Source organism: Sphingomonas sp. (assembly GCF_965248875.1).
Lineage (GTDB): Bacteria > Pseudomonadota > Alphaproteobacteria > Sphingomonadales > Sphingomonadaceae > Sphingomonas.
This window is the reverse complement of record NZ_CBDFKR010000011.1, coordinates 458,940-478,853: the sequence shown is the minus strand read 5'-3', so window position 1 is coordinate 478,853 and position 19,914 is coordinate 458,940. Positions and strand designations below refer to the sequence as shown.

The window sequence follows — 19,914 nt, the reverse complement described above, 5'->3', positions numbered from 1 at the left end:
CCGATGACGGCGGAACAGCGGACGCGCGACGGGCGGCTGGCGTGGATCATCGTCACGGGCTGTGCGCTGGTCACCGCCACGCTGCTGACGCTGCTGGTGGCGGCGGCGGTGCGGCGCATCCCGCCGTCGTTCGACCGGGCGCCGTTTGAAGCCGACGTCGCCGCCAGGCGTCGGCGCGTCCTGGCGATCCCGGCGAACACGGCGACGCCGGTCGGCGACCCCGCCGGCTGGCCCGCCAAGGCAGGCAGGCCGGCAGAGCCGATGGCGCGGGGCGAGGACGGTGCGGTGCGGGTGACGCTGACCGTGAACGTCGATGGCGTGCCGACGGGCTGCGCGGTTGCACAGAGCAGCGGCTATGACGACCTGGACAGCGCGACCTGCAACGCGATGCTGTGGGCGGCCGACTTTCGGCCCGTCCGGCACGGCGCCGCCGGCCCCGGCTCGCCAGGCGTCCGGTACTGGACGTCGCCGCCGATCGACTGGAATCGGATCAGATAGCCAGCGCATTCCGGACCAACGGCGTTTGCGGTTGGCCCGACGGGCGGAACACCCTATGTGCGCAGCGCCGTGAAGCTGCTGTTGCTCTTGTCCGCTCTGCTGTCCGCGCTGACCGGCGCCGGCGGTCCGGCGCGTGCGATGCAGACGCCCGTGGCGGTCAGCCGGGTCGCGGAGAAAGCCGCCGTTCAGCGTATCACCGGGCTGGCGGCGCACGGCCGGCCGATTCAAGCGCTGCCCGTGCTGCGCCGCGACGACGGTGGTGCGGCCGCAGCCTGGGTGTTCGCGCCCGCGACGCCGCTCTATGCGAGCCGCCGCCGCGAATAGCGGCCGCGCCTGACCGCCTTCGCCTGTCTTGTGCCGCGCCCGGAGCGCCGCACCCCATGCTTCATATCAGGAACACGCCCATGCTCGGCGGCCTCGCAAAATCGCTTTTTGGTTCTTCCAACGACCGCTACGTCAAATCGCTCAATCCGCTGGTGGCCAAGATCGCGGGACATGAGCCCGCGCTCGAAGCCATGCCGGATGAGGAACTGGCCGATCAGACGGCCAAGTTCCGCGCCCGGCTGGCGGACGGGACGAAGCTGGACGACCTGATCCCGGAGGCCTTCGCCACGGTGCGCGAGGCGGCGCGGCGCGTGCTCGGCCAGCGGCATTACGACGTGCAGATGGTCGGCGGTATCGTCCTCCACCGTGGCGAGATCGCCGAAATGAGGACCGGCGAGGGCAAGACGCTGGTGGCGACGCTGGCGGTTTACCTAAACGCGCTGCCGGGCGAGGGCGTCCATGTCATCACCGTCAACGATTACCTCGCCGCGCGCGACGCGGAGTGGATGGGACAGGTCTATAAGTTCCTGGGCATGACGGTCGGCGTGATCGTACCCAACCTGACCGACGAACAGCGCCGGACCGCGTACAACAGCGACATCACCTATGGCACGAACAACGAGTTCGGATTCGATTACCTGCGCGATAACATGAAGTACGACCGCGCGTCGATGGTGCAGCGGCCGTTCGCGATGGCGATTGTCGACGAGGTCGATTCGGTCCTGATCGACGAGGCGCGCACGCCGCTGATCATTTCGGGCCCGACCGACGACAAGAGCGAGCTGTACATGCAGGTCGACGCGGTCGTGAAACAGCTACACCCCGACGATTACGAGAAGGACGAAAAGCAGAAGACGATCATCCTGACCGAGGACGGAACGGAGAAGGTCGAACGCATGCTGGAAGCCGCCGGCCATCTGCAGGGCGACAACCTGTATGACTTCGAGAACACGCAGGTGGTGCACCACCTCAACCAGGCGCTGCGTGCGAACGTGATGTTCAAGCGCGACACCGACTATATCGTCAAGGATGGCAAGGTCATCATCATCGACGAGTTCACCGGCCGCATGATGGACGGCCGCCGCTGGTCCGACGGGCTGCACCAGGCGGTCGAGGCGAAGGAGGGCGTGACGATCGAGCCCGAGAATCAGACGATGGCCTCGATCACCTTCCAGAACTATTTCCGCATGTACCCCAAGCTGTCGGGGATGACCGGCACCGCGGCGACCGAAGCGGCGGAGTTCTACGACATCTACAAGATGAATGTCGTCTCGATCCCGACCAACGTGCCCGTCCGGCGCGAGGACGAGGAGGACGAGTTCTACAAGGACACCAAGGACAAGTTCGCGGCGATCGCCAAGAAGATCAAGGTTCATGCCGACCGCGGCCAGCCGGTGCTGGTCGGCACCGTCTCGATCGAGAAGTCCGAGCTGCTGAGCGAGTTCCTGCAACAGGAGCGCGTCGAGCATCGCGTGCTCAACGCCCGCCACCACGAGATGGAGGCGCATATCGTCGCGCAGGCCGGGCGCAAGTCGGCGGTGACGATCGCCACCAACATGGCCGGGCGCGGCACCGACATCCAGCTCGGCGGCAATCTGGAGTTCCGGATCAACGACGAGCTGACCGCGCTTGCCGGCGGACCGGAGCGCGAGGCGGCGATCGAGCGGATCAAGACAGAGATCGCGGCCGAGAAGGAGGAGGTGCTCGGCGCGGGCGGGCTGTTCGTGCTCGGCACCGAGCGGCACGAATCCCGGCGCATCGACAACCAGCTGCGCGGGCGTTCGGGGCGTCAGGGCGATCCGGGGCTGAGCCGCTTCTACCTGTCGCTCGACGACGACCTGCTCCGCATCTTCGGGCCGGACACGCTGTTCGCGAAGATGATGCGCAACAACATCGAGGATGGCGAGGCGATCGGCAGCAAGTGGCTGACCAAGGCGATCGAGACCGCGCAGAAGAAGGTCGAGGCGCGCAACTACGACATCCGCAAGCAGGTCGTCGAATATGACGACGTGATGAATGACCAGCGCAAGGTCATCTACGAACAGCGCGCCGACATCATGGATGCCGATGCGGTCGACGAGATCGTCGCCGACATGCGCCAGGAAACCGTCAACGTCATCGTCGGCGAGGCGTGCCCGCCCAATTCCTATCCCGAACAATGGGATGTCGGCGGAATGAAGGAGCGCATCCAGACGGTGCTTGGCGTCGAGCCGCCGGTCGACGACTGGCTGGGCGAAGAAGCGATGGACCCCGAGGTCGTCGAGGAGCGCGTCCGCACCGCCGCCGACGAGTCGGTCGCGGCAAAATCGAAGGAACTCGATCCGGAGACATGGGTGCAGGTCGAGAAGTCCATCCTGCTCCAGAACCTGGACCATCACTGGAAGGAGCATCTGTCGACGCTGGATGCGCTGCGCCAGGTGGTGCACCTTCGTGCCTATGCGCAGAAGACTCCGATCAACGAGTACAAGCAGGAGGCGTTCGCGCTGTTTCAGCGGATGCTCGACGCGATCCGCGAGGACGTGACGCGCACGATTGCGCACGCGCAGTTCCAGCTGCAGCCGCCGCCGTCGCTGCCCGACCTGCCCGATTTCATCACCACGCACTTCGATCCGTTCACGGGCGAAGACGACAGCCTGGCGTCGGGGGGCCCGATCGGGGGTTTCGGCGGGCTGGTGCAAACGCAGCTGCCGCCGTTGCAGATCGTGCGGCCGGAAGCGGGCGACCTGGGCGACAACCCCGAGCATTGGGAAGGCAAGGTCAGCCGCAACGCGCCGTGCCCTTGTGGGTCGGGGCGGAAATATAAGCAGTGCCACGGGTCGGTGACGGCGTGAGTGACGCGAGCGGAGAGCCTCGACGGCTTTACGCTTCTCTGCACATCGGTATCTTGTGCGTTCCGGCGGTGTTCGGGTGGATTACGCTTAGGCGCGGATACTCACGCGATCTCAGGATTGCGGTGTTGAGCTATGCCGCAACGACTTTGGCCATCGGCGTGATTGGCCGCTTGTAACACGATTATAAGTAGGGCCGACCACCGTGCTGATCGGCCCCGCTCTGCCTCAGTTACAGCCATCGCGGCGAAGCCGCGTCGCCGAGAACCTAGCGCCGCCGCTCCTGGCCAGGCAGCACCACCGTCGGGCCGATGCGCTCGGCGACCTGATGCGCGTTGAAGGCGCGGACATTGTCGCGCGGCACCGGGCCGTGGCCGACGACGATCTCGGCGGTCGCCTCATAACGCTGCACCGTCTCGACGTCGAAGTCGTTGAACGCGCCGAAGCCGCCCCCGTACCAAGGGCTCCAGCCAAACCCGCCGAACCCGCGGCGATAACCATAGCCGCCGAACCCGCGTCCGTAATAACGCCACGACGGGCCCCAATAGCCGCCGCCAAATCCGCCATAGCCCCAGCCCGGGCCGAACCCGGGCGTGGCGTAGGTGCGCGACTGCAGGTCGGTGTCACGATTGGCCATGACGAAATAGTCGCCGCCCGCCTGCAACGTCACCTCCGCGGCGCGGAACAGCAGGTACCGTTCGACCGTGTCGCGCGGCGTCGAGCTGTTGCCGGCGAAGCTGACCAGGAAGCGGTTCTGCTCGACCTGCCGCTCGCTGAATCCTTCGCTGTTGAACCCGCGGCCGGTGGCGGGGTGATAGGTCGTCTCGGTCACGCACCCGCCAACCAGCAGGGCGCCTGAGGCGACGGTGGCAAGCATCAGCTTGCGTCCCAGGGACATGGACATGCGCTTCACTCCATCCGCGGCCCAATGCCGCGACCGCATCGGCTTACCGAGCAACAGTGGAACGTGCGATGAACAGTTTTATATCCGCGACGAGATTTGTCATAACAATCAGCGACTTCGCTTTGCGGTGGAATGTTCGCTGAGGGTCGACCAGGCGATCAGCGCCGCCAGCAGGCAGGTCGCGCCCGCGATCAACGCCGCCAGATGATAGGCGGACACCAGCGCCGCGCCGCTTGCCCCGATCACCGCGCCCGTGGCGGCGGTCGCGATCAGGCCGCCGGTTCGGGCGAGCGCGCTGTTGAGTCCGGACGCCGTGCCCGTATGCTCCTTGTCCACCGAGCCGAGCACGGCGGTGGTGAGAGGTGCCACCGCTCCCGCCATCCCCGCCGCGATGATCAGCAACGGCGGCAGCACGCTGGTCCAATAGCTCGCCTGCGGATCGAGGCGCAGCATCAGCGCGAAGCCGCCCGCGACGATCAGCGGCCCGATCGAGAGCGGCAGCCGCGGCCCGAGCTTCTCCGCCAGCCTGCCCACCGCCCGCGAGGCGCCGCCGATCAGCGCCGGAAACGGCAGCAGCGCCAGCCCCGCCTGCAACGGCGTGTACCCGCCCGCCTCGATCAGCAGATAGGGAAGCAGCACCAGCAGACCGCCTAGTGCGCCGTAGAGCAGGAAGGTGAGCAGGCTGAGACCGACGAACGCCCGGCTGCCGAACAAGGCCAGCGGCATCATCGCGCGCTCGCCGCGGCGGCGCTCGTACCAGACGAACAGCACCAGCGCGACGATCCCGGCCGCAAGGCTTGCCGATGCCATTGCATCGATCGCGCGGGCGTTGCTCCACCACGTCAGCCCCCAGGCGAGTGCGCCGAGCGCCACGGTCGCCAGCGCCGCGCCAGGCAGATCGAGCGGCAGCTTGCCCTCAGCACTTTCCGCCACGCGTGCCCACGCCGCCACGATCGCGCCGAACGCCAATGGCAGGTTCAGGTAGAAAATCGCGCGCCAGCCGACGCTGTCGACCAGCCAGCCGCCGAGCGGCGGCCCGACTGCCCCCGCGATCGCGCCCGCCGCAGCCCAGGTCCCGATCGCCCGGCCACGCGCCTCGCCGCTGAAGGCGTTGCCGAGGATCGCCAGGCTGTTGGGCATCAGCATCGCCGCGCCGATCCCCTGCGCCGCGCGCGCGGCGAGCAGGACGGCGCGGCTGGGCGCCACGGCGCAGGCGACGGAGGCGACCGCGAACAGCGCCACCCCTGCGATCAGCAATCGCCGTCGCCCGAATCGGTCGCCCGCCGCCCCGCCCAACAGCAGCAGCGCCGAGAGCGGCAGGAGATAGGCGTTGATCGTCCATTGCAGGTCGGCGGCGCCGGCATGGAGATCGCGTCCGATCGCGGGCAGCGCGACATTGATCACCGAACCGTCGATGAAGGCGAGGCTGGAGGCCAGGATGCAGGTCGCCAGCGTCCAACCGGAATAGGGGGTGCGGCCGCCGTCGCCCGCAGCGGCGCCGGTGCGATCGCAGTCGGGATGCGCCGCGCTCATGCGCCCAGCAGGTGAAGGGCGATCTCGCGCCGGTGCGGCGCGCGGCGGTGTTCGAAGAGGTACACGCCCTGCCACGTCCCGAGCGCGAGGCTGCCCCCCAGAAGCGGGATCGACAGCTGCACACCGGTCAGCACGGTGCGCAGATGTGCGGGCATGTCGTCCGGCCCCTCGTCATCATGCTCATAGCCGTCGCGCTCGGGCGCCAGCCGTTCGACCCAGCGCTGCAGGTCGCGCTGCACGGCGGGGGCGGCGTTCTCCTGGATCAGCAGCGATGCGCTGGTGTGGCGGCAGAAGAGGGTCAGCAACCCCTCGGTCATGTGCTGGTCTGCGGTCCAGCGGGCGACCCGATCGCCGATGTCGTGAAGGCCGGGGCCGGGCGTGCCGATGCGCAGGATGCCGGTGGACTGACGCAGCATCGGCGGGTCAGTCTCCATCAATGGCATGGCCCGCGAATGGCTCCCTGAGTTGGATTCGAACCAACGACCAAGTGATTAACAGTCACCTACTCTACCGCTGAGCTATCAGGGACCGTTCGCAGAAGCGCGCTCTATACGCGGGTGTGAAGGGGATTCAAGGGGGTTGGGTGGTGATGCCAGGCTGGGCTATGTAAGGCTCAGGCAGCGCCGCGGCCGAGCCGCGTCGTGACGTCGAACGGGTTTGCTGGCGCGATCCGCCGGCGGGGTCTGCGCTTATGGTCTGCTGTTTCGCTGCAGGCGCGCGCTACGCCGCGAACTGTTCCATCGTGATCCGGTCATCCAGCGCATGCTCCGGGTCGAACAGCAGCGTCAGCTCGCGCGCCCGGTCGAGCGCGACGTCGACGCGCGCCACGTCGCGCACCTCGCGTTGGTCAGCCACTGCGGATACCGGGCGTTTGGCCGGTTCCAGCACCTTCAGGCTGACCCGCGTCCTGTCGGGCAGGATCGCGCCGCGCCACCGTCGGGGGCGAAAGGGACTGATCGGGGTCAGCGCCACCAGCGCCGACCCGAGCGGCAGGATCGGGCCCTGCGCCGATAGATTATACGCCGTCGAGCCGGCCGGGGTCGCCACCAGAATGCCGTCGCAGGCCAGTTCCGCCATGACGATCCGGTCGTTGATCGTCACCTCCAGCTTCGCCGTCTGCCGTGTCTCCCGCAGCAGCGACACTTCGTTGATCGCGGGCAATGTGTGGACGCGGCCATCGACGCCGGTTGCGGTCATCTGCAGCGGCGCGACGCGGAACGGACGCGCGCGCGCCAGCCGGTCGTCCAGACCATGCGGCCGCCACTCGTTCATGAGGAAGCCGACCGTACCCAAGTTCATGCCGAAGACCGGCACGGCGAGCTGGCGCCGGTGCAGCATCGCGTGCAGCGTCTGCAGCATGAAGCCGTCGCCCCCGAGCGCGATCACGACATCCGCCTCGTCGGGCTGCACCCAGTCCCAGGCGTCGGCCAGCTTCGCCGCCGCCTCGCGCGCCGGCGCGGTGGGCGAGGCGACCAGCGCCCGCCGCGCATAGTCCGTCATCCGCCCGTCACGCTCATGTGCCGCGCGACGGCGGGCGCAGCGCCCTGATCGATACGGAAGTCGTGGCGGCGCGGCTTGATCCGCAATGCCTGGTCGATCGCGACGTCGAGCGCGGTCAGGCCACCGCTGCGGAGCGCGGCCTTTAGGTCGACCTGATCGTCATGGCCCAGACACGCGTACAGCTTGCCCTCCGTCGTCAGCCGCACCCGGTTGCAGCCGTCGCAGAAATTGGCGGTCAGCGGCGAGATGAGGCCCAACCGCGTGTCCGTCCCGGCGATCCGCCAGTAGCGGGCCGGGCCCCCCGTACGATGGGCATCGCGGACGAGGTCGAAGTTGGCGGCCAGCCGCTCGAACACGCGCGTCAGCGGCACGAAGCGATCGGCGCGGTCCTCGTCTATCGCGCCAAGCGGCATGGTCTCGATCAACGACAGGTCATGCCCCTGCGCAGCGCACCAGCCCAGGATCGCGGGTATCTCCTCCTCGTTCAGCCCGGCCAGCGCCACCGTGTTGATCTTGACGCGCAGCCCCGCGGTGGCGGCGGCGGCGATGCCGCCGAGCACCTGAGCCAGGTCGCCGTGGCGGGTGATGTAGCGGAAGCGCGCGGGATCGAGACTGTCGAGACTGACATTCACCCGCCGCACCCCGGCCGCGATCAGTGCACCGGCATGGCCGGCGAGCCGGGTGGCGTTGGTGGTCAGCGTCAGCTCGTCAAGGCCATGCCCGACATGAGCCCCCAGCCGCTTCACCAGCTCACCGACATCGCGCCGGACGAGCGGCTCACCGCCGGTCAGCCTGATCTTGGTCACGCCGCGTGCGATGAAGCGCTCGGCGATGATCGCGATCTCCTCCAGGCTGAGCAGCGCCGATCGCGGCAAGAAGGTCATCGCCTCCGCCATGCAGTAGCGGCAGCGCAGGTCGCAGCGGTCGGTCACGGAAATACGCAGGTAGCGGATGACGCGGCCCCAGGAGTCCGTCATCGGCGCGTCGACACGCGACGACTGGGGGAGGACGGGCGCCATCGGCATGAGCTAGGCGCTTCGCCGTGGCGGAACAAGGTGTTGACGTGGCGCGATGAGCCTGGCTCGGCTAAGCTTGCCGGGCATGACCGCCATCGACCCCCTGATCGCCGCGGCGCCCAAGCGCCGCCTCTCCGACGACCTGCGTGGCGCGATCGGCGCGGGAGAAATCGAGCTCCGCTACCAGCCGCAGGTGGCGATGGCGGACGGCAGGATCATCGGCGTCGAGGCGCTGGCGCGATGGCAGCATCCGACGCTTGGCGAGCTGGGCGCCGACCGGCTGTTCGCCGCGGCGACACGCGCGGCACTGTTGCCCGAGCTGTCGCAGCATATCCAGAGGAAGGCGATCGGATCGATCCCGCTCTGGCCGGCGTCGCTGCAGCACCTGACCGTGGCGATCAACGTGACTGCGTCCGACCTGGCGTCTCCCGGCTTTGCCGAAGACCTGCTCCGGCGCGCACCGTCGGTCGGCGTCGCCCCGGCGCGGCTTACCGTGGAGGTCACCGAACACGACCTGATCGCCGACCTGTCCGCCGCCGCGGCGGTGCTGGGCGGCCTGCGCGCGGCGGGGGTCAAGGTCGCGCTTGACGATTTCGGCACCGGCTATTCGAGCCTCGCCTGGTTGAAGGCGCTGCCGCTCGACTATCTGAAGATCGACGGCGCCCTGTCGCGCGACCTGCTGGGATCGCGGCACGATCAGGTCGTGGTGCGGCACGTCATCGCGATCGGGCGAGAGCTCGGGCTGGGCGTGATCGCCGAGGGGGTCGAGACGGAGGCGCACCGGGCGCTGCTCGCCGAAGCGGGGGCGACGCACTATCAAGGCTTCCTGTGTGCCGGACCGTTGGCCGCGGCGGCGTTGGCGGCGCTGGTCGAGGCGCGCTGACTTCTACCCCGCTGTCTTGGCCAACCCCTTCGCCAGCTGCAGCGCGCCGTGAAGCCGCGCCTTGGCGTCGGGCCAGGCGCGAGACAGGACGAACTTCGCGTCCGGCCTGATCTTCGCGATCGCGCCCAGCCGCTGGACATAGGCGAACAGCGCGTCGACGTTGGGCGGCTTGTTGTCGTGGAAGGTCACGACCACGCCCTTTGCGCCGACATCCATCTTGCTGATGCAGGCGCGCTTGGCGTTCAGCTTGATATCGATGACGCGGATCAGGTTGTCGGTCGCGTCGGGCAGCGGGCCGAAGCGGTCGATCAGCTCGGCCGCGAACGCCTCGACGTCGCTGCTCTGGTCGATGTCGTTGAGGCGGCGGTAGAGGCCCATGCGCAGGTCGAGGTCGGGGACATAGTCCTCCGGGATCAGGATCGGCGCGTCGACGGTGATCTGTGGGCTGAAGTCGCGCGCGCGATCGCGCAAGCCACCCGCCTTGGCTTCCATGATCGCCTCCTCCAGCATCGACTGATAGAGTTCGTAGCCGACCTCCTTGATGTGACCCGATTGCTCGTCGCCCAGCAGATTGCCGGCGCCGCGGATGTCGAGGTCGTGGCTGGCGAGCTGGAACCCCGCGCCCAGCGAGTCGAGATCGCTCAGCACCTTCAACCGCTTTTCCGCCGTATCGGTCATCTGCCGCTCGGGCGGCGTCACCATGTACGCATAGGCGCGCGTCTTCGACCGGCCGACGCGGCCGCGCAGCTGGTACAACTGGGCGAGGCCGAAGCGGTCGGCGCGGTTGACGATCATCGTGTTGGCGCTGGGTATGTCGAGCCCGCTCTCGACGATGGTGGTCGACACCAGCACCTCGAACTTGCGGTCGTAGAAGGCGCTCATCCGCTCCTCGACCTCCGTCGGGCTCATCTGGCCATGGGCGATGACATAGCGGACCTCGGGCACCTCGCGGCGGAGGAACTCCTCGACATCGGGCAGGTCGGCGATGCGCGGCGTGACGAAGAAGCTCTGGCCGCCACGATAGTGTTCGCGCAGCAGCGCTTCGCGCAGCACCACCGGATCCCACGGCATGACATAGGTCCGCACCGCCAGCCGGTCGACCGGCGGCGTCTGGATCACGCTGAGCTCGCGGATGCCGCTCATCGCCATCTGCAGCGTGCGCGGGATCGGCGTCGCGGTCAGCGTCAGCATGTGGACGTCGGCCCTGAGCGCCTTCAGCCGCTCCTTGTGGGTGACGCCGAAGCGCTGTTCCTCATCGACGACAACCAGGCCCAGCCGTTTGAACTCGACCGCCTTGGCAAGGATGGCATGGGTACCAACGACGACGTCGATCGTGCCCTCCGCGAGGCCCGCACGGGTAGCGGCGGCCTCCTTGGCCGTGACGAGACGCGACAGACGGCCGATCTGGATAGGGAAGCCCTCGAACCGCGCTTTGAAGTTGGTGAAATGCTGGCGCGCAAGAAGCGTCGTGGGGCAGACGATGGCGACCTGTTTGCCGGCCAGCGCAGCGACGAACGCGGCGCGCAACGCCACCTCCGTCTTGCCGAAGCCGACGTCGCCGACCACCAGCCGGTCCATCGGCTTGCCCGCGCCCAGATCGTCGATGACGTCGCCGATCGCGCGGTCCTGGTCGTCGGTTTCCTCGTAGGGAAAGCGGTCGACGAAGCTGTTGTAGCCGCCCTCGTCGGGCTCCAGCACATCGCCCGGCTGAAGCGCGCGTTGTGCCGCTGTCGCGATCAGCTCGCCCGCGATCTCGCGGATCCGCTCCTTCATCCGGCTCTTTCGCCGTTGCCAGGCCTCGCCGCCCAGCCGGTCGAGCGCGGCGCCGTCCTCGCCCGACCCGTAGCGGGACAGCACCTCCAGGTTCTCGACCGGTACATAGAGCTTGTCGCCGCCGGCATATTCGAGCGCGACGCAGTCGTGGGGCGACTGGCCGACCGGGATCGAGGTCAGCCCGACATAGCGGCCGATGCCGTGATCGGCGTGGACGACCAGGTCGCCGGGCGACAGCGTCGCCAGCTCGGCGAGGAAGGCGTCGGCCGACTTCCTGCGCTTCTGCCGCCGGATCAGCCGGTCGCCGAGCATGTCCTGCTCGGTCAGCACCGCAACGTCGGGCGCGGTGAAGCCGTGGTCGAGCGGCAGGACAACCAGCGCCGCTCCCGCGCCGCCGAGCGCCGCTTGCCAGCCATCGGCCAGCCGCCCGGCCAGGCCGTGGTCCTTGAGCAGCCCGTGCAGCCGCTCGCGCGCACCCGTCGAATAGCTCGCCAGAATCACTTTGCGCCCGGCGCGCTGCTCCTTGGCGGCATGAGCCGCGACGGCCTCGTAGACATTGGCCCCGCTGCCGCGCTCGGCTGCAAAGTCGCGCGGGCCGTCGACACCGAAATCGTGCACCGTGGCACTCTCGGGCTCGTGGAACGGCGTGGCGGTGTGGACCTTCGCGGTTGCGCCCGCCGCGGCAAACTCGTCCGCGCCGAGGTACAGCGCCTCCTTCGGCAGCGGACGGTAGCTGCCCGGCTCGGCCGCCTCGGCGCGGCGGCGGTTTTCCCAGTAATCGGCGATGCTCTCGAACCGCTGCTCGGCGGCGGGGATCACGCCGGTGTCGCGGACGATGACCCCGTCACCGAGGTGATCGAACAGCGTGCTCAGCTTCTCCTCGAACAGCGGCAGCCAATGCTCCATGCCGGCCAGCCGCCGCCCGTCGCTGACCGCCTGATAGAGCGGGTCGCCGGTGGCGGTGGCCCCGAACCGCTCGCGGTAGCGGCTGCGGAAGCGCTTGACCGATTCTTCCTCGAGCAGCGCCTCGGACGCGGGCAGCAGCGTGAAGCGCTCGACCCGGCCGGTAGTGCGCTGGTCGGCGGCGTCAAAGGTACGTACCGTCTCGATCTCGTCGCCGAAGAAATCGAGTCGCAGCGCCTGTTCTTCGCCCGAAGGGAACAGGTCGACGATGCCGCCACGCACGGCGTACTCGCCCTGGTCGTGCACGGTGTCGGTGCGGACATAGCCGTTCGCCTGGAGCAGGGCGGCGAGCTTGTCGCGCCCGATCCGCTCGCCGGGCGCAAGCGTCGCGACGAGCTGGCGGATACGGAACGGCGTGAGCACGCGCTGGGTGACGGCGTTGGCGGTTGTCAGGACGAGCTGCGGTTTGTCCCGTTTGGCCTGCAGGCGGTGCAGCGCGGCGATGCGCTCGGCCATGACGCGCAGGGACGGCGAGGCGCGGTCATAGGGCAGACAGTCCCAGGCCGGGAAGGTGACGACCTCAAGTTCGGGCGCGAAGAACGGCGCCGTCGCCGCGATCGCGCGCATCGCCGCGTCGTCGGGCGCGATGAACACGGCGCGGCCAGCCTGCTTTTGCGCGGCCGCCCGCGCGAGGTCGGCGAGCAACGCAGACTGGAAGCCCGCCGGGATGCCGGCGAGGGTGAGGGGCCGGGGGGCGGCGAGGATCGTATCGAGGGCGGGCATTCTGGTCCTTCGTCACCCCGGCTTCGTGCCGGGGTCCATCGAGCCCCACATAAGGCGGCCGATGGTCTAGCGGATGGCTGGATGCCGGGACGCGCCCGGCATGACTCCGGCTACGGCAGTGGCACGAAATCCATCGCGCGCATCCGCGCCATCACCACGCCGACCCAGCGATCGGGGCAGGGCTGCACCCCCATCGCCCACGCCATGATGTCGACATCCTGTTCCTCCAGCAGCGCCTCAAACAGGTCGAGTTCGGCCGCATCGAACGCGACCGCATGCGCGTCGAAGAAGCCGCCGATCATCAGGTCGGCTTCGCGCGTGCCGCGATGCCAGGCGCGGAAGCGCAGGCGCTTGAGGCGGGTGTCGTGATCCATGCGCTCTTTCAACATGCCCCTGCGGGCTTTGGGCCAACGGCGAATGGCCGGCCTGCTTTCGCAAGTCGGCTCGAACGGTCTAGGGCCAGATAGCGATGCGTCCCGACATCCTCAATCCGCTGTTTGCCGAAGCCACCGCGCTCAAGGGCGTTGGGCCGACACTGGCGAAGCCGCTGGAGCGGCTGGGGCTGCGCCGCGTGGTCGACGTCGCCTTCCACCTGCCGACGGGGTGGATCGACCGCGTGGTACGGACGAAGCTGATGCAGGCCGATGTCGGCCGCGTCGTGTCGATCGTGGTGACGCCGGTGGAGCATCGCATCAGCCGCTCACCCCGCGGCCCCTCGCGTGTGCTCGCGACCGATCCACAGGGCAACTATGTCAGCCTGACGTATTTCGGCGGCTCATCGGGCTATGTGAAGAAGCTGCTGCCGCTCGACGAGCCGCGGCAGGTGTCGGGCCGGCTCGACCAATATGGCCAGGAGCTGCAGATCGTTCATCCCGACCTGAGCGAGCCGGGCGAGGAGGTGCGCGAACGCGAGGCGATCTATGCGCTGTCGGAGGGACTGACGTCGCGGCGGATGGCGCAGCTGGCGGCGCAGGCGGTCGAGCGCGCGCCGGTGCTGCCCGAGTGGATCGACGCCGGGCTGAAGGAGCGCCGCGGCTGGCCGGGATGGCGCGAGGCGCTGGCGCGGGTCCACGCCGACCCGGCAGACGCGGTGGCACGGGCGCGGCTCGGCTATGACGAGCTGTTCGCCAATCAGGTCGCGACCGCGCTGGTCCGGGCATCGACCCGCGCGCGCAAGGGGCGGCCGCTGGTGGGGGACGGGCGGTTGCGCGACCTGCTCGCGCTGCCCTATGCACTGACGGGGGCGCAGGCGCGGACGGTGCGCGAGATCGAGGGCGATCTGGCGCAGGCGTCGCCGATGCTGCGGCTGTTGCAGGGCGATGTCGGATCGGGCAAGACGCTGGTCGCGGCAATGGCGTTGCTGATCGCGGTCGAGGCGGGGGCCCAGGGCGCGCTGCTGGCGCCAACCGAGATCCTGGCGCGCCAGCATGGCGAGACGCTGAAGCGCCAGCTCGCCGGACTACCGGTCCAGGTCGCGGTGCTGACCGGGCGCGACAAGGGTCGCGCGCGCGAGGCGACACTGATGGGGCTGGCGGACGGCTCGATCGATATTCTGATCGGCACCCACGCGATCTTCCAGGAGGCGGTGAGCTATCGCGACCTGGGGCTGGTGGTGGTCGACGAGCAGCATCGTTTCGGCGTCGCGGAGCGGCTGCTGCTCCAAGCGAAGGGTCGCTCGCCGCACCTGCTGGCGATGACCGCGACGCCGATCCCGCGCACGCTGACGCTGGCGCAATATGGCGAGATGGATGTCAGCCGCCTCGACGAGATGCCACCGGGCCGCCAGCCGATCGAGACTCGGGTGATGTCGGACGGGCGGCTGGACGAGGTGGTCAACGCGCTCGGCCGGCACTTGGCGGAGGACAGGCAGGCCTATTGGGTCTGCCCGCTGGTCGAGGAGAGCGAAAAGAGCGACCTCGCCGCCGCCGAGGCGCGGGCGGAGGCGCTGCGGCGGCGGTTCGGTGACCGGGTGGGGCTAGTGCACGGGCGCATGAAGCCGGAGGTAAAGGATGCCGGGATGGCCGCTTTCGCCGCGGGGCGGACGGCGGTGCTGGTGGCGACTACGGTAATCGAGGTCGGCGTCGACGTGCCCAATGCGACGCTGATCGTCATCGAGCATGCTGACCGCTTCGGGCTGGCGCAGCTGCACCAGTTGCGCGGGCGGGTGGGGCGGGGCGGCGGCAATTCGGTGTGCCTGCTGCTGCGCGGTCCGGCGCTGAGCGAGACGTCGCGCGCACGGCTGGCGTTGATGCGAGAGAGCAACGACGGTTTTCTCATTGCCGAGCGGGACCTGGAACTGCGCGGCGGCGGCGAGTGGCTTGGCACGCGGCAATCGGGGGAGGCGGGCTTTCGGCTGGCGCCGCCGGACCAACTGGCGGACCTCCTCTCCTGCGCCCACGACGATGCGCGGCTGCTGATCGAACGCGACGGCGGGATAGAGGGCGCACGCGGCGAGGCGGCGCGGGTGGCGCTGTATCTGTTCGAGCGCGACGCGGGGGTGCAACTGCTGCGTGGCGGGTGACGATCGGATGCACCCCTGTCATCGACCCGGGATGGCGACCCTTCCTGACGAACCGTCCCCTGACCTCCGGGAAGAACTCGCTCGTATCGGCAGAGTGCGCGCAGAGACACAAAAGCTGCTTGTCGGGCATAACAAGGCGATGGCGGAGACAAAATGCGAAGCTCGCGCCGTGGACAGTCGGTTTTGCCGGTGTCGGCACAGACGCTGCGTTGCGCCGCCGTTGCGGGGCTGGCAGGACTACTGATCGGCTAACGCCGCATCCCGCTTAGCAGCGCGTAATAGTCGCTCAATCCCAGCGGCGTCGGCAGACGGCAACCGATCCGTCCGCCTAGCGACCAGCGCACCTCGACCGTGATCAAGCCGACGTTCGGCAGGTCCACGCGCAACCGGTCACCCTGCTCGCACGGCGCATCGCACCGCGCCATCAGCCCGCCAGACGAGACATTGACGACCACCAGCGGCAACAGGCGCCCATCGGCATGGTGCGCGCGGGTGCGATGATGCACCGCGTCGCGCGGCTCGCTGCGGTCATCGCCCACCCAATTCAGCGCGCTTGCCGCCACTCCAAGCTCCTGCCTCTGGTTGAGACCGGGCTAACCGCCAAGGCTTTGCCGGGAGGCGAAGGAAAGTGGTTGCGGCACAGTTAGCTACGCCACAGCAATGCGTGGCGTTTCTTGCCGAGGCTGACCTTTACCGGAGCGCCGCGGACCAGCGCGATGATGTGGTCGTCGGCGACGACGCTGTCGTCCACCCGAACCGCCCCCTCTGCGATCTTGCGCCGTCCCTCACCTTTCGATGCCGCCAGGCCGAGCAATGTCAGTGCGTCGACGATGCCGATTGCGTCGACGTCGGCGGCATGGGCCGGCAAGGACGCGCCCGCGCCACCCTGCTCAAAGGTCTGCCGTGCCGTCTCGCCAGCGTCGGCCGCGGCCTGCTCCCCGCGGCAGAGCGCCGTCGCCGCGTCGGCCAGCGCCTTTTTGGCGGCATTGATCTCGACTCCCTGCAGCGCCTCCAGCCGCGCGATGTCCGCAAGCGGCAGATCGGTGAACAGGCGCAGAAAGCGCCCGACGTCGCGATCGTCGGTGTTCCGCCAGAACTGCCAATAGTCGTAGGCGCTGAGCTGATCCCCGTTGAGCCACACCGCGCCCGCCGCAGTCTTGCCCATCTTCGCGCCATCGGCGGTGGTGATGAGCGGCGTCGTCAGCCCGTACAGCTCGGTACCGTCGATCCGCCGCGTCAGCTCGATGCCGTTGACGATATTGCCCCATTGATCCGACCCGCCCATTTGCAGCCGGCATCCGACGCGCCGCGACAGCTCCAGAAAATCATAGGCCTGGAGGATCATGTAGTTGAATTCGAGGAAGGTCAGCGGCTGCTCGCGGTCGAGGCGGAGCCTGACCGAGTCGAAGCTCAGCATGCGGTTGATCGTGAAGTGCCGGCCGACGTCGCGCAGGAACGGCACATATTCCAGCCGGTCGAGCCAGTCGGCATTGTCGACGATCACCGCATCGGTCGGCCCCTCACCAAAGGTCAGGAAGCGTTCGAAGACCCGCCGGATCGAGGCGATGTTGGCCTGAATGTCGGCGGTGGTGAGCAGCTTGCGGCTCTCGTCCTTGCCCGACGGATCGCCGACCTTGGTGGTGCCGCCACCCATCACGACGATCGGCTTGTGCCCCGATTGCTGCAGCCGGCGGAGCATCATGATCTGGACCATCGAACCGACATGGAGCGACGGGGCGGTGGCGTCGAAGCCGATATAGGCGGGCACCACCAGTCGCGTCGCCAGCGCGTCGAGCGCAGCCGCGTCGGTCATCTGATGGATGTAGCCGCGTGCGGCCAGCGTGCGGAGGAGGTCGGACTGATAGTCGATCATGCGCGCGCGGTGTAGCGGGGCGGGTGCGGCTTGACGAGGCTCACCGCCGCGGCAGCTGGTCCTCGGGATTGACCGGCGTGCGGCCGCGGCGGAGCTCGAAGTGGACGGCCGGGCGTTCGACGCTCCCGGTCTCACCGGACAATGCGATGGTCTGGCCGCGACGCACCGCCTGCCCGCGCTGGACGAGAAGGCGGCTGTTATAGCCGTAGACGGTGGTCCAGGTGCTGCCGTGCTTCACGATCACCAGCCCGCCCAGCGACGGGATCGCGCTGCCGACATAAGCGACGACGCCGTCCGCCGATGCACGCACCGGTGTGCCGACCGGCGCGGCGATGGTGACGCCGTCCTGTCGCTCGCCGGGCTGGCCGGGGCCGAAATGGCTGAGCAGACGCCCCTCGACCGGCCAGCTGAAGCCGCCGCCGGCGAAGCGCGCGGGCGGCGCCACTGCGGCGGTGACGGGCAGCACGCGCGTCGGGCCGGGGGCAGGACGCGATGGCTGCGCATTGGCCGCCAGCGCAGGTTCGCCGCCGGTCAGGATATCGTCGATATCGAGGTGAAAGGCGGCGGCACGCTGGGCGGCGATGCTCGGCTGCGACGAAGACGGTCCGGGCGTGACGGCAGCGCTGGCACCCGGGATCAGCACGCGCTGGCCGGTGCGCAGGATGAAGGGCTCGATCAAACCGTTGGCTTCGACCACCCGGCTCCACGGCACGCCATAGGCGCGTGCAATGGCGATGCCGCTCTCGCCGGTCCTGACGAGGTGATAGCGGCCGCCGGGGATATCCAGCCGATCGCCCTCACGGACCGCATAGGGCTTATCCAGACCGTTTGCGCGCGCGATCGCGTCGACACCCGCACCGGTGCGGGCGGCAATGCGGGTGAGCGTGTCGCCGGGGACGACGGTGTAGCGTTGCTGCGGCACCTCCGGCGCGTCCGCCACCACCGGACGCGCTTCCCACGAAGGGCGCGGGGCGGGCAGGGCGGTGACCTCCTCATCGCCACGCTGCGATGTGTGGTCGGGCTCGCGCGGTGCCGCACCGTCCTGTCGCGGCGGCTCGGGATAGCCGGGCTGGCCCGGTGGCGGCGGGTAGTCGCGCGCGCCGTCATCCAGGCTGGGGATGCAGCCGGAGAGGAGGGCCGCACCCGCGATCGCCACTATCAGCCGCATCTCGATCCTCCGTCGCCGGAGGCAACTATGCCGGGACGCGGTCCGCTTGCCTAGCGCGGCTCCAGCCGATTGAGCCCGCCCAGATAGGGCTGCAGCACCGCGGGCACTGCGACCGCGCCGTCCGCCTGCTGATAATTCTCCAGGATCGCGACCATGATCCGCCCGACCACCAGTCCCGAGCCGTTGAGCGTGTGGACAAACCGCGTGGGCCCCTTTTGATTGCCGGTGGCACCGGCGGGCTCGCCCTCCGGCCGGTAACGCGCATTCATGCGCCGCGCCTGGAAATCGGTGCAGGTGGAGCAGCTCGACACCTCGCGGTAGCGGTCCTGTCCGGGGAGCCACACCTCCAGATCATAGGTCCGGGCCGCCGCGAACCCCATGTCGCCCGCGCACAGCTTCATCCGGCGAAACGGCAGCTCCAGGCGCGTCAGCACATCCTCCGCCGCCGCGGTCATCCGCTCATGCTCGGCCTCCGACCGGTCGGGCTCGACGATCGACACCATCTCCGCCTTGTCGAATTGATGCTGGCGGATGAAGCCGCGCGTGTCGCGCCCCGCCGCGCCCGCCTCCGACCGGAAGCAGGGCGTCAGCGCGGTGAAGCGCAGCGGCAGCTCGTCGGCGCGCAGAATCTTCTCGCGCACGATGTTGGTCAGGCTGACTTCCGAGGTCGAGATCAGGTAGCGGCCGTCGGTGGTCTTGAAGAGGTCTTCCTCGAACTTGGGCAGTTGACCGACGCCGTAGACCGCGTCCTGCCGGACCAGCAGCGGCGGCATCACTTCTTCATAGCCGTGGTCGCGCGTCAGCACGTCCAGCCCGAACTGCCCGAGCGCGCGGCCCAGCCGGGCGGCGTGGCCGCGGACCAGCGTGAACCGCGCGCCCGCAATCGCCGCGCCGGTCTCGAAGTCGAGGCCGAGCGGAGGGCCGATATCGGCATGTTCGCGCACCGCGAAGTCGAACACCGGCTTGCGCCCGCGTTCGTGGACCAGCTGGTTGTCAGCCTCGTCGACGCCATCGGGCACGTCGGCGAGCGGCAGGTTAGGGAGCGCCGCCAGCGCGGTCTCAAACTTGCTGCCGAGCCGCTGTTCCTCGCTCGCCAGCGCGGGCAACCGCTCCTTCAGCGCCGCGACATCGCGCATCAGCGCCTCGGCCGTCGCACCGTCGCCCTTCGCCTTCGCCTGGCCGATCGCTTTCGACAGCTCGTTACGCCGTGCTTGCGCCGCCTGCGCCGCCGCGATCGTCTGCCGCCGCTGTTCGTCGAGCGCCAGCAGCGCCGTCGCCGACGCCGACGCGCCGCGGCGCGCCAGCGCGGCGTCGAAGGCGGCGGGGTCTTCCCGGACGAGACGGACATCGTGCATGGCGCGCGGCTATGGCGGCGCACCCCCGCCCGCGCAACCCGCGCCGCCGCGC

Annotated in this window: 16 protein-coding genes and 1 tRNA gene; 5 read left to right on the top strand and 12 right to left on the bottom strand. The window is 69.0% G+C overall.

What is annotated here, in order from left to right:
- Positions 1-3: 3 nt before the first annotated feature.
- From ACP2AD_RS09225 to secA, 3 genes are all read left to right on the top strand, one after another.
- Positions 4-498: a TonB family protein gene (locus ACP2AD_RS09225; protein ID WP_425229775.1), complete on the top strand. Its 495-nt coding sequence runs from the start codon at positions 4-6 to the stop codon at positions 496-498.
- A gap of 69 nt (positions 499-567) precedes the next feature.
- On the top strand, positions 568-822 hold the full coding sequence (locus ACP2AD_RS09220; protein ID WP_425229774.1) for a hypothetical protein: 255 nt from the start codon (positions 568-570) through the stop codon (positions 820-822).
- A gap of 80 nt (positions 823-902) precedes the next feature.
- The gene (gene secA, locus ACP2AD_RS09215) at positions 903-3,653 is read left to right on the top strand and encodes a preprotein translocase subunit SecA (RefSeq protein WP_425229773.1); all 2,751 of its coding nucleotides are present in this window, start codon (positions 903-905) and stop codon (positions 3,651-3,653) included.
- A gap of 265 nt (positions 3,654-3,918) precedes the next feature.
- Here the strand turns inward: secA and ACP2AD_RS09210 are convergent, their stop codons facing one another.
- The 6 genes from ACP2AD_RS09210 to moaA all read right to left on the bottom strand — a co-directional run bounded on the left by ACP2AD_RS09210 (position 3,919) and on the right by moaA (position 8,606).
- Positions 3,919-4,554 (bottom strand): CC0125/CC1285 family lipoprotein, encoded by a 636-nt coding sequence (locus ACP2AD_RS09210; protein ID WP_425229772.1) that lies wholly within the window; start codon positions 4,552-4,554, stop codon positions 3,919-3,921.
- Positions 4,555-4,662: 108 nt separating this feature from the next.
- The gene (locus tag ACP2AD_RS09205; protein WP_425229771.1) at positions 4,663-6,087 is read right to left on the bottom strand and encodes an MFS transporter; all 1,425 of its coding nucleotides are present in this window, start codon (positions 6,085-6,087) and stop codon (positions 4,663-4,665) included.
- Positions 6,084-6,521 carry a secondary thiamine-phosphate synthase enzyme YjbQ gene (locus ACP2AD_RS09200; RefSeq protein WP_425229770.1) on the bottom strand — a complete coding sequence of 146 codons (438 nt, stop codon included), beginning with the start codon at positions 6,519-6,521 and terminating at the stop codon, positions 6,084-6,086. The genes ACP2AD_RS09205 and ACP2AD_RS09200 overlap by 4 nt, the downstream gene beginning before the upstream one ends.
- Before the next feature lie 19 nt (positions 6,522-6,540).
- Positions 6,541-6,615: transfer RNA gene (locus ACP2AD_RS09195), tRNA-Asn, on the bottom strand.
- 192 nt (positions 6,616-6,807) lie between these two features.
- Positions 6,808-7,587 carry an NAD kinase gene (locus ACP2AD_RS09190; protein WP_425229769.1) on the bottom strand — a complete coding sequence of 260 codons (780 nt, stop codon included), beginning with the start codon at positions 7,585-7,587 and terminating at the stop codon, positions 6,808-6,810.
- Entirely contained in the window at positions 7,584-8,606 is a 1,023-nt protein-coding gene (gene moaA / locus ACP2AD_RS09185; RefSeq protein ID WP_425229768.1) for a GTP 3',8-cyclase MoaA, read from the bottom strand. The genes ACP2AD_RS09190 and moaA overlap by 4 nt, the downstream gene beginning before the upstream one ends.
- A gap of 82 nt (positions 8,607-8,688) precedes the next feature.
- On the opposite strand from moaA, the gene ACP2AD_RS09180 reads away from it, so the two are divergent.
- Positions 8,689-9,486: an EAL domain-containing protein gene (locus ACP2AD_RS09180; RefSeq protein WP_425229767.1), complete on the top strand. Its 798-nt coding sequence runs from the start codon at positions 8,689-8,691 to the stop codon at positions 9,484-9,486.
- A gap of 3 nt (positions 9,487-9,489) precedes the next feature.
- Here ACP2AD_RS09180 and mfd read toward each other — a convergent pair whose 3' ends face one another.
- Both mfd and ACP2AD_RS09170 read right to left on the bottom strand, forming a co-directional pair.
- The gene (gene mfd, locus ACP2AD_RS09175; protein ID WP_425229766.1) at positions 9,490-12,945 is read right to left on the bottom strand and encodes a transcription-repair coupling factor; all 3,456 of its coding nucleotides are present in this window, start codon (positions 12,943-12,945) and stop codon (positions 9,490-9,492) included.
- Between the two features lie 110 nt (positions 12,946-13,055).
- Positions 13,056-13,319 carry a succinate dehydrogenase assembly factor 2 gene (locus ACP2AD_RS09170; RefSeq protein ID WP_425229765.1) on the bottom strand — a complete coding sequence of 88 codons (264 nt, stop codon included), beginning with the start codon at positions 13,317-13,319 and terminating at the stop codon, positions 13,056-13,058.
- 95 nt (positions 13,320-13,414) lie between these two features.
- Here ACP2AD_RS09170 and recG point away from each other — a divergent pair, with 95 nt between their 5' ends.
- Positions 13,415-15,466, top strand: a complete 2,052-nt coding sequence (gene recG / locus ACP2AD_RS09165) for an ATP-dependent DNA helicase RecG (RefSeq protein WP_425229764.1) — start codon at positions 13,415-13,417, stop codon at positions 15,464-15,466.
- 248 nt (positions 15,467-15,714) lie between these two features.
- Here recG and ACP2AD_RS09160 read toward each other — a convergent pair whose 3' ends face one another.
- From ACP2AD_RS09160 to serS, 4 genes are all read right to left on the bottom strand, one after another.
- On the bottom strand, positions 15,715-16,029 hold the full coding sequence (locus tag ACP2AD_RS09160; protein ID WP_425229763.1) for a PilZ domain-containing protein: 315 nt from the start codon (positions 16,027-16,029) through the stop codon (positions 15,715-15,717).
- An 80-nt stretch (positions 16,030-16,109) separates the two neighbouring features.
- Entirely contained in the window at positions 16,110-17,339 is a 1,230-nt protein-coding gene (gene tyrS / locus ACP2AD_RS09155) for a tyrosine--tRNA ligase (RefSeq protein WP_425229762.1), read from the bottom strand.
- 40 nt (positions 17,340-17,379) lie between these two features.
- Complete coding sequence (locus ACP2AD_RS09150) at positions 17,380-18,507, bottom strand: peptidoglycan DD-metalloendopeptidase family protein (RefSeq protein ID WP_425229761.1); 1,128 nt, start codon at positions 18,505-18,507, stop codon at positions 17,380-17,382.
- A 50-nt stretch (positions 18,508-18,557) separates the two neighbouring features.
- Positions 18,558-19,862 carry a serine--tRNA ligase gene (gene serS, locus ACP2AD_RS09145; RefSeq protein ID WP_425229760.1) on the bottom strand — a complete coding sequence of 435 codons (1,305 nt, stop codon included), beginning with the start codon at positions 19,860-19,862 and terminating at the stop codon, positions 18,558-18,560.
- Positions 19,863-19,914: the final 52 nt, after the last annotated feature.

Coding starts and splice junctions, on each gene's coding strand:
- ACP2AD_RS09225 (WP_425229775.1), top strand. CDS start 4: ATGACGGCGGAACAGCGGACGCGCGACGGGCGGCTGGCGTGGATCATC.
- secA (WP_425229773.1), top strand. CDS start 903: ATGCTCGGCGGCCTCGCAAAATCGCTTTTTGGTTCTTCCAACGACCGC.
- ACP2AD_RS09210 (WP_425229772.1), bottom strand. CDS start 4,554: ATGTCCATGTCCCTGGGACGCAAGCTGATGCTTGCCACCGTCGCCTCA.
- ACP2AD_RS09205 (WP_425229771.1), bottom strand. CDS start 6,087: ATGAGCGCGGCGCATCCCGACTGCGATCGCACCGGCGCCGCTGCGGGC.
- ACP2AD_RS09200 (WP_425229770.1), bottom strand. CDS start 6,521: ATGGAGACTGACCCGCCGATGCTGCGTCAGTCCACCGGCATCCTGCGC.
- ACP2AD_RS09190 (WP_425229769.1), bottom strand. CDS start 7,587: ATGACGGACTATGCGCGGCGGGCGCTGGTCGCCTCGCCCACCGCGCCG.
- moaA (WP_425229768.1), bottom strand. CDS start 8,606: ATGGCGCCCGTCCTCCCCCAGTCGTCGCGTGTCGACGCGCCGATGACG.
- ACP2AD_RS09180 (WP_425229767.1), top strand. CDS start 8,689: ATGACCGCCATCGACCCCCTGATCGCCGCGGCGCCCAAGCGCCGCCTC.
- mfd (WP_425229766.1), bottom strand. CDS start 12,945: ATGCCCGCCCTCGATACGATCCTCGCCGCCCCCCGGCCCCTCACCCTC.
- ACP2AD_RS09170 (WP_425229765.1), bottom strand. CDS start 13,319: ATGGATCACGACACCCGCCTCAAGCGCCTGCGCTTCCGCGCCTGGCAT.
- recG (WP_425229764.1), top strand. CDS start 13,415: ATGCGTCCCGACATCCTCAATCCGCTGTTTGCCGAAGCCACCGCGCTC.
- tyrS (WP_425229762.1), bottom strand. CDS start 17,339: ATGATCGACTATCAGTCCGACCTCCTCCGCACGCTGGCCGCACGCGGC.
- ACP2AD_RS09150 (WP_425229761.1), bottom strand. CDS start 18,507: ATGCGGCTGATAGTGGCGATCGCGGGTGCGGCCCTCCTCTCCGGCTGC.
- serS (WP_425229760.1), bottom strand. CDS start 19,862: ATGCACGATGTCCGTCTCGTCCGGGAAGACCCCGCCGCCTTCGACGCC.